This window comes from Rhodococcus sp. PvR044, from assembly GCF_040548995.1.
In the GTDB taxonomy this organism is placed as follows: domain Bacteria; phylum Actinomycetota; class Actinomycetes; order Mycobacteriales; family Mycobacteriaceae; genus Rhodococcus_G; species Rhodococcus_G oryzae.
Genome location: NZ_JBEPSX010000008.1, coordinates 15073 through 27562 on the forward strand (window position 1 = coordinate 15073; position 12490 = coordinate 27562).

Here is a 12490-nt window from a genome sequence, read left to right on the forward strand (position 1 = left end):
TCATTCATGCCGCGTTAACCCAATGACCGTGACTTGGTATCCCACACACCGTAGGCTTTGATTCCATGCGCGTGGCTTACAACGAACAGATGACCGAGCTCGCCGACATGCTCGGCGAGATGGCGGGCCTGGCGGGCGCGGCCATGGAGCGGGCGACCCAGTCGCTGCTCCAGGCCGACCTCTCGCTGGCCGAACAGGTCATCAGCGATCACGACCAGATCACCGAACTCAGCGTCGCATGCGAGGAGCGGGCGTTCGCCCTGCTCGCGCTGCAGGCGCCGGTCGCAGGGGATCTCCGGTCCGTGGTCAGCGGAATCCAGATCGTCGCGGACATCGACCGGATGGGGGCGCTGGCGCTGCACGTCGCCAAGATCGCTCGCCGCCGACATCCGAACCATGTGCTGCCCGAGGAGGTCAACGGCTACTTCGCCGAGATGGGCCGGATCGCGGTCGCCCTCGGCGCAGGCGCGCGTGAGGTCCTCGAGACCCGCGACCCCGAGCGGGCCGCGAAGCTCCGCGAGGAGGACGACGCGATGGACGATCTGCACCGCCACCTCTTCAGCGTGCTGATGGACCGGGAGTGGAAGCACGGCGTGGCCGCGGCCGTCGACGTGACCCTGCTTGGCCGGTTCTACGAGCGCTTCGCCGATCACGCGGTCGAGGTCGCCCGCCGCGTCATCTTCCTGGTCACCGGCAAGATGCCCGTCGACCCCGAAGAGACCACCTCGCTGGAATCCTGACCACACGACCACGACGCCCCGACCGGATCACCGGTCGGGGCGTTCTCGTATCGGCAGGCACCGAAAAGCGAACGGGCCGTTTCCGGGGCATCGCCCGAGAGCGATACCCGAAAACGGCCCGTTCGACGAGGGCTGTCTAGCCGAAGCGACCGGAGATGTAATCCTCGGTGGCCTTCTGCGTCGGGTTCGAGAAGATCTTCTCGGTGTCGTCGATCTCGACGAGCCGGCCGGGCTTGCCGGTGGCCTCGAGATTGAAGAACGCGGTCTGATCGCTGACCCGGGCGGCCTGCTGCATGTTGTGCGTGACGATCACGATGGTGAAGTCCTTCTTCAGCTCCGTGATCAGGTCCTCGATGGCCAGCGTCGAGATCGGGTCGAGCGCCGAACACGGCTCGTCCATGAGCAGCACGTCGGGCGAGACCGCGATCGCGCGGGCGATGCACAGACGCTGCTGCTGGCCGCCGGAGAGCCCGCCACCGGGCTTGTCGAGGCGGTCCTTGACCTCGTTCCACAAGTTGGCGCCGCGCAGTGACTGCTCGGCGACCTCGTCGAGCTGCTTCTTGTTGCGCACGCCCTGTAGCTTCAGCCCGGCCACCACGTTGTCGCGAATCGACATGGTGGGGAACGGGTTCGGACGCTGGAACACCATGCCGATGGTGCGGCGGACGCCGACCGGGTCGACCTGCGAGCCGTAGATGTCCTCGCCGTCGAGCAGGATGGCGCCCTCGACGCGGGCACCGGGGGTGACCTCGTGCATGCGGTTGAGCGAGCGCAGCACCGTGGACTTTCCGCAGCCGGAGGGGCCGATGAACGCGGTCACATTGCGCGGGGGCACGGACAGACCCACATCCGCGACGGCGTGGAACTTGCCGTAGTAGATGTTGACGTCCTTGAGATCAAGACGCTTGGCCATGGTGGCTCCCTCGGGGTTGTGTGAGCGTGGTGGTCGTCATGGGGTCACTTGCTCCGGACCCGGGAGAGGTGACCGATCGCCTTTGCCGCGATGTTCAGCACCGCGATCAGCATGATCAGCGTGAGCGCCGCGCCCCAGATACGGCTGGCACCCGCGTCGGTCGGGTTGTTCATCTCGGCGACCATGACGCCGGGCAGCGACCCCATCTCGCCGTTGAACATGTCGAAGTTGATGAAGGGCGCGTAGCCGACCAGGATCAGCAGCGGCGCGGTCTCACCGAGCACACGGGCCAGGGCCAGCATGACGCCGGTGATGATGCCCGGCAGCGCGGTGGGGACGACGATCCGCATGATCGTCTTCCACTTCGGCACGCCGAGCGCGTAGGAGGCCTCGCGCAGGTCCTGCGGCACGATGCGGAGCATCTCCTCGGTGCTGCGGACGACGACGGGGACCATCAGCAGGACCAGGGCCAGGGACACCGCGAACGCCGACTTGGGGAAGCCGAAGGTCGCGATCCACAGCGCGTAGATGAACAGCGCGGCCACGATGGACGGGACACCGCTGAGGATGTCGACCATGAACGTGGTCAGCCGGCCGAGCTTGGACGGGCCCGCGTACTCCACCAGGTAGATGGCGACGAACAGTCCGAGTGGGATCGACAGCACCGCGCACACCAGTCCCTGGATCAGGGTTCCGATCAGGGCGTGGTAGATGCCGCCGCCGGTGGCGGACGCGGACAGGCCGCTGAACGAGTTGGTGAACCAGGTCGCGCTGGCCATGGCGGGAAAGCCGCGGACGATCACCGTATAGAGCACCCACACCAGCGGCACCAGCGCGACCAGCACCGCGAGGGTCACGAGCACCGCCGCCGTCAGATCGGCGAAGCGTCGCCGCTTGCTGACCCCCTGGAAGGTCGGCTTCTTGACGGGTCGATCGAGGGTCACCGTCATGTCAGGCCCTCTTTCCGGCGATCGCGGCGCGGGCCGCTGCGTTGACCACGAAGGTCAGGATGAACAGCACCAGTCCGACCGCGATGTAGGCGCCGGCCTGGATCTCGTTGTTGAACTCGGCGTAACCGAGCGCGATCTTCGAGGCGATCGTGGAGCCGCTGTCGAACAGCGACCATCCGAACGCCTTCGAGGTGGTGCGCAGGATCATGTAGAGCGCCATCGTCTCGCCGAGCGCCCGGCCGAGGCCGAGCATGGAACCGCTGATGTAGCCGGACTTTCCGAACGGGATGACGGTGGTCTTGACGACCTCCCACTTGGTGGCGCCGAGCGCCAGCGCCGCCTCGATCTGGGAGGTCGGGGTCTGCACGAAGACCTCGCGGGTGACCGCGGTGATAATCGGCAGGATCATCACCGCGAGCACGATGCCCGCGGTGAAGATCGTGCCGCCGCCCGCGATCGAGCCGGAGCCGGTGGCGAACAACGGGATCCAGGACAGGTTCTCGTTGAGCCAGACGGCCAGCGGCTTGATGGCGGGGGCGAAGATCAGCAGGCCCCACAGGCCGTACACGATGGACGGCACGGCGGCCAGCAGGTCGATCACGTACGCCAGCGGCCGCGCGAGCCGCTTCGGCGAGTACTCGGTGAGGAAGATCGCGATGCCGAGCGCCACCGGCATGGCCAGCACCAGGGCGAACAACGACACCAGCACGGTGACCTGGAACAGGTCAAGGACACCGAACGCCATGTTGTTGATGTCCTGCGTGACCCACTCGGAACTGGTGAGGAAGTTGACCTCGTTGCGGGCGAGTGCGGGCACCGCCCGCCACACCAGGAACGCACCGATCGCGCCGATCAGCACCGAGATGAACACGGCCGAGCCGGTCGCCATCGAGGTGAAGACCCGGTCACCCGGGCGCGTCACCGTCTTGGACGGGGCTGCGGTTGTTGGAGTGATCGGTGCCTCCGGTGTTCCGAGCGGACCCCCCACCCCCGCCCCGGCGTCACCGGGGTCGGGGGTGCGAGGTGCCGATTGGGTGGGCGCGTCGCTCATCTGCGCTCGCAATCTTCTTCGTCGAATATAGAGCCTGGACCGGTCGGAAGACTCAGCCGATGGCCGAGATGGACGCGTTCAGCTTGTCCTTGACCGTGGCGGGCAGCGGCACGTAGCCCTGCGCGGACAGCTCGGCCTGGCCCTCGTTGGCCGCGCTGGTCAGGAACGACTTGACGGCCGCGGAGGTGTCGGCGTCGTAGCCCTTGGAGCACACGATCTCGTAGGTCGCCAGGACCAGCGGGTACGCGCCGGCCTCGGTGGTGCCGTAGATCGACTTCAGGTCCAGCGTGAGGTCGCCGACGCCCTCGGTCTTGAAGGCGGCGCCGCTGATGGCCTTGGCGGCCGAGTCCTCGGTCAGCGCAACCGCGCCCGCGCCGCTGTCGATCTGGGCTGCCTTGAGCTTGTTCTGGTCCGCGAAGGACTTCTCGACGTAGGTGATCGAGCCGGGCGCGCCTGCGACGGCCTGCGCGACGCCTGCCGAACCCTTCGCACCCTCACCGATGCCGCCGACGAAGTCGGAGCCTGCGCCCTGGGTCCACGCGCCCTTCGAGGCGGTGGTCAGGTACTGCTGGAAGTTGTCGGTGGTGCCCGAGGAGTCGGAGCGGACGATCACGGTGATGTCCTGGTCCGGGAGGGTGGCACCGCTGTTGAGCGCGGCGATGGCCGGGTCGTTCCACTTCTTGATGCCACCGTTGAAGATCTTCGCGATGACCTCGCCGTTGAGCGTCAGGTTGTCGACGCCGTCGATGTTGTAGGCGAGGGCGACCGGACCGAAGACCAGCGGCAGGTTCCAGGCGTCGTTGCCCGCGCAACGCTCCTTGGCCGCGGCGGCCTGCTCGGCCTTGATGGCGGAGTCGGAGCCGGCGAAGTCGATCTGCTTGGCGATGAACTGGGTGCGCCCGTCACCCGAACCGCTGGGGTTGTAGGCGACGTTGACGGTCTTGCCCTTGTCCTTGCACACCGCGATGTACGTGGAGGTGAAGGCGTCCATCGCGTTCTTCTGCGCGGAGGAACCGGCCGCGGACAGCGTGTCCTTGCCCTCGCAGGCGGCGTTCGAGGCGGAGGTGTCCACCGTCGTGCCCGAGGCGGAGTTGTCGTCGCTGCCGCACGCGGTCAGGGCCATGGCACCTGCGGCCAGCACACCGAACATCGCAGCACTGCGCTTGAGGTTCACGCTATTTCCTCCGGGAGGCTCAACTTCACGCCCGTGTCGGGCGGTGTTCCGTGGCGCAGTCCGCATCAGCGCTGCACCAGGCAGCACGGCGCCGCCCAACGAGAAAGGTAGGGGCAGGTGGTGGACAGAGCGTCCCAGAACGGTGAACGGAGGGTGAACTCATGACCGGGTGAGGCGGATCTCACCCTTGGCCACGGCGAACAGGCCCTCAGGCGTAGGCGACATCCACGTGGAACCGCTCGAATCCGAGCCGTTCGTAGGTGTGCAGGGCGGCGACGTTGTCCGCCTCGGTGTACAGCAGCACGGTCCCCAGCCCACGATCGCGCAGATACCGGAGACCCGCGACGGTGAGCAGCCGGCCGAGGCCCCTGCCCTGCGCCGCCGGGTCGACCGCCACCACGTACACCTCGCCGAGCTCGCCCGATTCGGACGTCGCCGGGTGCACCTTGGTCCAGTGGAATCCCAGGACGGCGCCGGTCCCCGCATCGGCCGCGATGAACAGACCCTCGGGGTCGAACCAGGATTCGGCGCGGCGCTCGGCGATCTCCCGTTCGGTCCAGGACCCCTGCTCGGGATGCCAGTCGAAGGCCGCGGCGTTGACGCGCAGCAACTCGGCGTCGTCCTCCGCCCCCGCATAGGTCCGCAGGATCACGCCGTCGGGCACCGCGACGTCCGGCAACTCCGGCCGGTCCAACGGCCTGCGCAGCTGCAGCAGCTCGCGGACGGGACTCAGACCGAGGTGCGCGGCGACGGCACGGGCGGCGGGCAGGTCTCCGTGGGCCCAGAACCGGGTGCCCTCGCCGCCCTGTGCCAGGGCCTCCCTGACCAGGCCACGACCGATCCCGATACCCCGATGCGCCGGGTCGACGGCGACCTCCACCATCGCCGGATGCTCTCCGTGCGGCGGCTCGAGGCTCGCGTAACCGACGATCGAATCGTCGAGCGTCCACAGCAGATGCCGCGACGACTCCGATTTACCCACGACGTGGTGCACGGCCTGCTCGGAGAGCGGCGCGGTCCCGTCGGCCGCGAGCGCCCGGTCCAGCACACCGTGCACCTGCGCGACCTGGTCCTCGTCGAGCAGATAGAACCAGCTCCTGGCCGCCTCTGGCATCTACAGGACCGTCCCGTTCGCCGGGGTCAGCTCCGAATCGTCGACCGCGCCGCCGTCGTCATCGCCACCGTCGTCGACGGGCTGCGGCGCGGCGCCGGACTTGCGGCTGGGCCGGACGGCCTTGTAGCCGACGTTGCGCACCGTACCGATGAGGGCCTCGTATTCGGGGCCGAGCTTGGCGCGGAGCCGTCGGACGTGCACGTCCACCGTGCGGGTGCCGCCGAAGAAGTCGTAACCCCAGACCTCCTGCAGCAGCTGTGCGCGGGTGAACACCCGGCCCGCGTGCTGCGCGAGGTACTTGAGGAGCTCGAACTCCTTGTAGGTGAGGTCGAGCGGGCGACCGCGGAGCCGGGCCGTGTAGGTGCCCTCGTCGATGACCAACTCGCCGAGTGTGATCTTGCCGGAGCTCTCCGCGCTGGCGACGCCGCCGCTGCGCCCCACCAGGAGCCGCAGCCGGGCGTCGAGCTCGGCGGGCCCGGTGCCGGGCAGCAGGATGTCGTCGAGACCCCAGTCGGCGTTCACCGCGACCAGGCCGCCCTCGGTGAGGACCGCGACGACGGGAACCGCGGATCCGGTGCTGCCGAGCAGCCGGCACAGGCCGCGCGCGGCGGCCAGATCGGTCCGGGCATCGACCAGCGCGATGTCGGCGGATCCGGCCTCGAGCAGCGAGGCGACCTCCGTCGGGGCCGGTCGCACGGTATGTGCCAGGAGCGCAAGTGAAGGCAGCACCGACTCAGGGTGTGGGTCCGAGGTCAGCAGGAGCAGCTCCACGCGGCCTCCCCTTCTCGCCGTTTCATGTGCCCGGGCACGGCCGACAGTGACGCGATACTCGAACAGACTAACGTGCCGCGCCCGGTGGGCACCCCACACAGCCCCGTTCGGGTCAGCAACAATGGTGCGGTGCGGAAACTGATTCTCAGCCTCGTGTTGTTGTTGGCGCTCGCGGTGGTCGTCGACTTCGGCGCGGCCGCCTACTCCGAGTATCGGGTCTCACGGAGCCTGCGCGAGGGCGGTGAGCTCAATTCGGACCCCGACGTGACCATCGGCGGCTTCCCCTTCCTCACCCAGGCAGTGGACGGCAAATACGAGAACGTCGAGATCCGTGCGCGGGGCGTCGACAGCCAGGTCCTCGGCGAGGTCACCGTCGAGGCGAACCTGCGCGGGGTCAACATCCCCGCATCCGACCTGGTGAACGGCACCGTCAAGACGGTCCCCGTCGACCAGCTCGACGGCCGGATCCTGATCGACGCCACCGCTCTTGGCCAGTTCCTCGGGATCCCCGACCTCCAGGTGTCCGCGCCGCCCGCGGACAAGTCCGACGGCACCGGCGGATCCGGAGGTTCCGGGATGACCACCTCCGGCGGCGTGGTGCTGACCGGCACGGTTCCGATCGGTCCGCTGTCGGCGGCCGTCAGCGTGCAGGCCGACCTCCTCCTCGACGGCGAGGACGTCAAGATCGTCGCCACCGACCTCTACTTCGGCCCCGAGGGCAATGCGGACTTCACCGTCCCCGGACCGTTCAAACCCGCCGTGCTCGGGCTGTTCACCCGCACCGTCGAGGCCCAGCAGCTGCCCTTCGGCGTGCTGCCGACCAAGGTCTACGCGGAGGGCTCGCAGGTCGTGATCGAGGGCTCCGGCGAGAACGTGGTGATCAACCTCGACGATCTGCAGACACCATGACCGGTCTGCTCGTCCTCGCGCTCGTCCTCGTCGCTGCCGCGGCGGCGGGGCTGGTGCTGCGGGCCCGGTCGGGCGCCGTGCGGGCCACCGCACCGTCCGATTCCGGCTCCGACACCCGCCGCGCCCTGCTCGCGGAGGCCGGGGTGGCGGGCGCGGGCCCGGCCGTCCTGCATTTCTCCGCCGACTGGTGCGGGCCCTGTGCGGCCGTCCGCCGGGTGATCGGCCAGGTGCTCGAGACGCTCGACGGGGAACTCGACCCGGCGTCGACGCGGGCCGTGGAGATCGAGGTCGACATCGACGAGAACCCCGCGCTCGCAGCCGAACTCGGCGTCCTGTCGCTGCCGACCACGTTCATCTTCGACGCCGCGGGCGTGCAGCGGTACCGGGTGTCCGGGGTTCCGACCGCCGCCGACCTGCGGGCCGCGCTGCTCCCCCTGTGCGGGCCCGGGGATTCACACCCGCCCGAAAACGGGTAAGCTGCCTCTCGTGCAAACCAGCCAGGAGCTCATGCTCACCCGACGCCGCACAGTTGATCTGTGCCGCCTCGGCGGTTGTTGCTGTACCTGCTGCTGATTCCACGGCTGACGTTCTCCGCTCATCCGGCATCTCCTGCCTGAGCACCGCGCCGTGATCGCAATCCGGAATACCCGCGGTTCATCTCCGCACGTCAAGGCATCCGTTTCAAGCGCAGGAGTTCTCTCCCATGTCCACCTCCACCACCTCCCGGTCCCGCACCGGTAGTGCCGACCAGGTCGACGTCCGCGGTCCGCGGTTCGCGGCCTGGATCACCACCGGTGTCCTCGTGGCCGTGCTCGTGCTGTCGACGTTCTCCCTGGTCGCGGCCGGTCTGCTGCTCGCGGCGCAGGCCGTGGTCTTCGGACTCGGCGCGGCCCGTGGCCCCCGCAACAGCCCGTACGGCCAGGTGTTCGCCCGGTTCGTCGCGCCGCGGCTGTCCCCGACCACCGAACGCGAGCCGGTCGCCCCGCTGCGGTTCGCCCAGCTCGTCGGCCTCGTCTTCGCCGTCGTCGGCGTGGCGGGCTTCCTCACCGGCCTCACGGTCGTCGGCACCGTGGCCACCGGGTTCGCCCTCTTCGCCGCACTGCTGAACGCGGCCTTCGCGTTCTGCCTCGGCTGCCAGATCTACCCGCTCGTGGCCCGCTTCCGCAGGTCGACATCGATCACCGCGGCGTAGCCGCGCAATCCAACCGGCCTCGACCGCACCACCCCCACATACCCCGCAAGAAGTATCGAAAGGAAAACCATGGCTCGCTCCGACGTCCTGGTCTCTGCCGACTGGGCCGAGCAGAACCTCAACGCACCGAAGACGGTCTTCGTCGAGGTCGACGAAGACACCTCGGCCTACGACGGCGGCCACATCGAGGGTGCTGTCCGGCTCGACTGGCGCAAGGACCTGCAGGACGGCGTCCGTCGTGACTTCCTCAACCGCGAGCAGTTCTCCGCACTGCTGTCCGCCAAGGGCATCGCCAACGACGACACCGTCGTGCTCTACGGCGGCAACAACAACTGGTTCGCCGCGTACGCGTACTGGTACTTCAAGCTGTACGGCCACCAGGACATCAAGCTGATCGACGGTGGCCGCAAGAAGTGGGAGCTCGACGGTCGCCCGCTGTCGAAGGACGAGGTCGTCCGCCCGGCCACCACCTACCAGGCCGGCGAGCCGGACACCTCCATCCGCGCCTTCCGCGACGAGGTCATCAACGCCATCGGCAGCAAGAACCTGGTCGACGTGCGGTCCCCCGACGAGTTCTCCGGCAAGATCCTCGCGCCGGCGCACCTCCCGCAGGAGCAGGCGCAGCAGCGTGGCCACGTCCCCGGCGCCATCAACATCCCGTGGAGCACCACCGCCAACGAGGACGGCACCTTCAAGTCCGACGAGGACCTGACGAAGCTCTACGCCGAGAAGGGCTTCGACGAGAGCAAGGAAACGATCGCCTACTGCCGCATCGGCGAGCGCTCGAGCCACACCTGGTTCGTGCTGCAGGAGATCCTCGGCAAGAACAATGTCAAGAACTACGACGGCAGCTGGGTTGAGTACGGCTCCCTCGTGGGTGCACCGATCGAGTTGGGAGCCTAGTTATGTGTGGAGCACCTGTTCAGGGTCAGACCCTGCCCGCGGGCGTGGACGTCGAGAAGGAAACCGTCATCACCGGCCGCGTGCTGGCTGCTGACGGCCAGCCGGTCGGCGGCGCGTTCGTCCGTCTGCTGGACAGCACCGGCGAGTTCACCGCCGAGGTCGTGGCCTCGGGCACCGGCGACTTCCGGTTCTTCGCCGCCCCCGGCACCTGGACCGTGCGTGCGCTGTCCAGCACCGGCAACGGCGACACGACCGTCACCCCCGAGGGCAACGGCGTCCACAACGTGGACATCACCGTCTCGAAGTAGCGCCTCCGGCGCCCGTGCGCGAGTCTCACCCCAACCAGGGTGAAAAGCGCGCACAGTTCGACCCCGCGGCCCCGCTCCCCCACCAGGGAGCGGGGCCGCTTCGGCGTTTCCGGTGCAGTCGGCACCCACGGCATGCGGCTGCGACGCAGCGGTTTACACTGATGCCGTGGTCATCTTCTTCGAGGTTCTACTCGCCTTCGCCTCCGTGCTGATTGCTTGGTTCTCGCTGTATGTCGTGTACCGCCTGGTGACCGACGAGTCGTGAGCCAGACGTCCGGTCCGGACGACGATGCGCAGGCCCAATCGGGCGAGGGCGCACCGTCTGATGCAGTGTCCGTGCAGCGCGGCAGCGGCGATCGTGCCGTGGCCGCCGCCGAGGAGCGCGCAAAGGAAACCAGCGCACGCAACATCCCGGTGTTGCCCGATCTCCCCATCCCCGAGGACACCGCCAACCTGCGGCTCGGCCCCGACCTGAACCCGGGCATGCTCGCGCTGCTCCCCCTGGTCGGCGTCTGGCGCGGCGAGGGCGAGGCCAATAACCCTGCCGACGGCGAGTACCGCTTCGGCCAGCAGATCGTGGTCTCGCACAACGGCGGCAACTACCTGCACTGGGAATCACAGACCTGGGTCCTCGACTCCGACGGCGAGTATGTCCGGCCGGACCTGCGTGAGAGCGGGTACTGGCGCGTCGCGGGAGACGGCATCCCGGGGAGCATCGACGAGGAGACCGTCGAGCTGCTGCTCACGCACAGCTCCGGGGTCGTCGAGCTGTACTACGGCCGGGCGCTGACCCAGTCCAGCTGGGAGCTCGCCACCGACGTGGTCATCCGCAGCAAGCAGGGTGCCGTGGTCGGCGGCGCCAAGCGCCTGTACGGGATCGTCGAGGGCGGCGACCTCGCCTACGTCGAGGAGCGCATCCTCGCCGACGGTCCGCTGAAGCCACACCTCTCGGCCCGCCTCGCCCGCTACATCGGTTAGCAGCGGCTGCGCCGCCCGTGCGCGTGTTGCACCCCAGTCGGGGTAAGAACCACGCACGGTTCTCGCGTTACCAACAGGCCCGGAATCATCCACAGGCAGTGACGGTGCTGCGGCTGTCGTGACGTTGACGGTCGGTGCCGGCCGACAACGTCCGGCCTATGTCCAACGCCACAGATCTCGAATCACTGGAGCAGCTGCTCGGGTCGCAGGACGGCCTCCTATCGGCCGCACAAGCACACCGGTCGGGCTACACGCGTAAGCATGTCCAGTACCTTCTCGAATCCGGCCAGTGGCAGCGTCCGCTGCACGGCGTCTACGCCGTCACGACGGGACCCTTGAGCCGCCCCATGCTCCTACGCGCGGCGCTGCTCTATGGCGGCGTCGCGATGCTCAGCCACGACACCGCGGCGGAGGAGTGGGGACTGCTACCACTGGCGCGCGGCGGACCGGTACATATCACGGTGCCGTACGGCTCGTCCGCCGTGAACCAGTATGCGACGGCAATCCGCAGGCCACCGCGCGCCCACGAACCCGTCCCGTCGATCGGCGAGTTGCTGCATCCCGGGGTGATCGTGCATCGCTCCCGCGCCTTCTCCCGCATCGGTGTCGAAACGGAACCGCCACGGACCTCGCCGCCGGACACCGCGATCGACCTCGCCGTCGATCAGCCGACTGCCCGACTCGCCTACGGATCGGTGGTCGCGAGCGTCACCAACGGCGGAATCCGACTGTCCCGGCTCCAATCACGGATCGTCGACCGCAAACCGCGACGGTACAACCGGGCCATCGCCGACGCATGCTCGATGCTTGCGAACGGGATCCAGTCGGTACTCGAATTCCACTACGCAGTCGATGTCGAACGAGCGCACGGACTCCCGGACGCAGTGCGGCAGGGCCCGGTGACGGTCGACGGCGTGACGCTCTACGAGGACGTCACGTACACCGGGTCGGCGGCGGTTCTCGTCGTGCGTCTGGACGGACACAGGTGGCATTCGTCGCGGAAGGTGCGCCGACGCGATCGTCGCCGTTCGAACGCGGCCTCCCTGGCCGGCCGGGACCAACTGGTCTTCGGATGGGAGGAGGTGAACGAGGAGCCGTGTCTGGTGGCGGCCGAGGTACGCGCTCTCCTCGAGCGCGGCGGGTGGCGGGGTGCAAATCCCTGCCCGAACTGTGCGCGCTTTATACCCCAATCGGGGTGAGACGCGCGCACGGGCGCGGAGCGCAGAACGACCCCCGAGCCGTACCCGTGCGCGGACGTTTGTCGCACGGATCCCGGTCGGGACTCGACCGGGGACTCGGGGGCCGGGTAGCTGCCTGGGATTCGCCAGCCGCAGTGCGCGGTTGATGGAACCCCACCGTCAGCGGTAGCGGCTAGCTGACAGCCACCTCACGCGTCCTGTAGTTCTTCAACTTCAGACCACCTCCTTCCTCGTGTACGGACGAAGGTACGCCCGGCCCCGGGGGTGCGCAACGGATTATTCTCCGTC

14 protein-coding genes are annotated in these 12490 nt (G+C 68.4%); 8 read left to right on the plus strand and 6 right to left on the minus strand.

The genetic code is table 11. The annotated features are described in order from the left end of the window. The first annotated feature begins 65 nt into the window (after nucleotides 1–65). Nucleotides 66–740, plus strand: coding sequence for a phosphate signaling complex protein PhoU (gene phoU, locus ABIC28_RS18470; protein WP_097211975.1), 675 nt, complete (start codon nucleotides 66–68; stop codon nucleotides 738–740). Between the two features lie 136 nt (nucleotides 741–876). Here phoU and pstB read toward each other — a convergent pair whose 3' ends face one another. From pstB to ABIC28_RS18500, 6 genes are all read right to left on the minus strand, one after another. Next, a complete protein-coding gene (gene pstB / locus ABIC28_RS18475; RefSeq protein WP_027503383.1) occupies nucleotides 877–1653 on the minus strand; it encodes a phosphate ABC transporter ATP-binding protein PstB in 777 nt (258 codons plus the stop codon). 44 nt (nucleotides 1654–1697) lie between these two features. Further along, on the minus strand, nucleotides 1698–2603 hold the full coding sequence (gene pstA, locus ABIC28_RS18480) for a phosphate ABC transporter permease PstA (RefSeq protein WP_097211974.1): 906 nt from the start codon (nucleotides 2601–2603) through the stop codon (nucleotides 1698–1700). Nucleotide 2604: 1 nt separating this feature from the next. Next, nucleotides 2605–3654 (minus strand): phosphate ABC transporter permease subunit PstC, encoded by a 1050-nt coding sequence (gene pstC / locus ABIC28_RS18485; RefSeq protein ID WP_097211973.1) that lies wholly within the window; start codon nucleotides 3652–3654, stop codon nucleotides 2605–2607. 52 nt (nucleotides 3655–3706) lie between these two features. After that, nucleotides 3707–4828, minus strand: coding sequence for a phosphate ABC transporter substrate-binding protein PstS (gene pstS / locus ABIC28_RS18490; protein WP_097211972.1), 1122 nt, complete (start codon nucleotides 4826–4828; stop codon nucleotides 3707–3709). Between the two features lie 208 nt (nucleotides 4829–5036). Continuing rightward, complete coding sequence (gene mshD, locus ABIC28_RS18495; RefSeq protein WP_097211971.1) at nucleotides 5037–5942, minus strand: mycothiol synthase; 906 nt, start codon at nucleotides 5940–5942, stop codon at nucleotides 5037–5039. Beyond that, the gene (locus tag ABIC28_RS18500; protein ID WP_097211970.1) at nucleotides 5943–6713 is read right to left on the minus strand and encodes a winged helix-turn-helix transcriptional regulator; all 771 of its coding nucleotides are present in this window, start codon (nucleotides 6711–6713) and stop codon (nucleotides 5943–5945) included. It abuts the gene before it with no gap. A 129-nt stretch (nucleotides 6714–6842) separates the two neighbouring features. Here ABIC28_RS18500 and ABIC28_RS18505 point away from each other — a divergent pair, with 129 nt between their 5' ends. From ABIC28_RS18505 to ABIC28_RS18535, 7 genes are all read left to right on the plus strand, one after another. Further along, a complete protein-coding gene (locus tag ABIC28_RS18505) occupies nucleotides 6843–7622 on the plus strand; it encodes an LmeA family phospholipid-binding protein (protein ID WP_136910643.1) in 780 nt (259 codons plus the stop codon). Next, a complete protein-coding gene (locus tag ABIC28_RS18510) occupies nucleotides 7619–8098 on the plus strand; it encodes a thioredoxin family protein (protein WP_209927547.1) in 480 nt (159 codons plus the stop codon). The genes ABIC28_RS18505 and ABIC28_RS18510 overlap by 4 nt, the downstream gene beginning before the upstream one ends. A gap of 227 nt (nucleotides 8099–8325) precedes the next feature. Then, a complete protein-coding gene (locus ABIC28_RS18515) occupies nucleotides 8326–8814 on the plus strand; it encodes a DUF4395 domain-containing protein (protein ID WP_136910645.1) in 489 nt (162 codons plus the stop codon). 69 nt (nucleotides 8815–8883) lie between these two features. Then, nucleotides 8884–9717: a sulfurtransferase gene (locus ABIC28_RS18520; RefSeq protein ID WP_077042806.1), complete on the plus strand. Its 834-nt coding sequence runs from the start codon at nucleotides 8884–8886 to the stop codon at nucleotides 9715–9717. A 2-nt stretch (nucleotides 9718–9719) separates the two neighbouring features. Then, the gene (locus ABIC28_RS18525; protein WP_354580217.1) at nucleotides 9720–10025 is read left to right on the plus strand and encodes a DUF1416 domain-containing protein; all 306 of its coding nucleotides are present in this window, start codon (nucleotides 9720–9722) and stop codon (nucleotides 10023–10025) included. Nucleotides 10026–10361: 336 nt separating this feature from the next. Further along, a complete protein-coding gene (locus ABIC28_RS18530) occupies nucleotides 10362–11003 on the plus strand; it encodes a heme-binding beta-barrel domain-containing protein (protein ID WP_209929101.1) in 642 nt (213 codons plus the stop codon). 158 nt (nucleotides 11004–11161) lie between these two features. Next, on the plus strand, nucleotides 11162–12202 hold the full coding sequence (locus ABIC28_RS18535) for a type IV toxin-antitoxin system AbiEi family antitoxin domain-containing protein (RefSeq protein ID WP_269589035.1): 1041 nt from the start codon (nucleotides 11162–11164) through the stop codon (nucleotides 12200–12202). The last annotated feature ends 288 nt before the right edge of the window (nucleotides 12203–12490 follow it).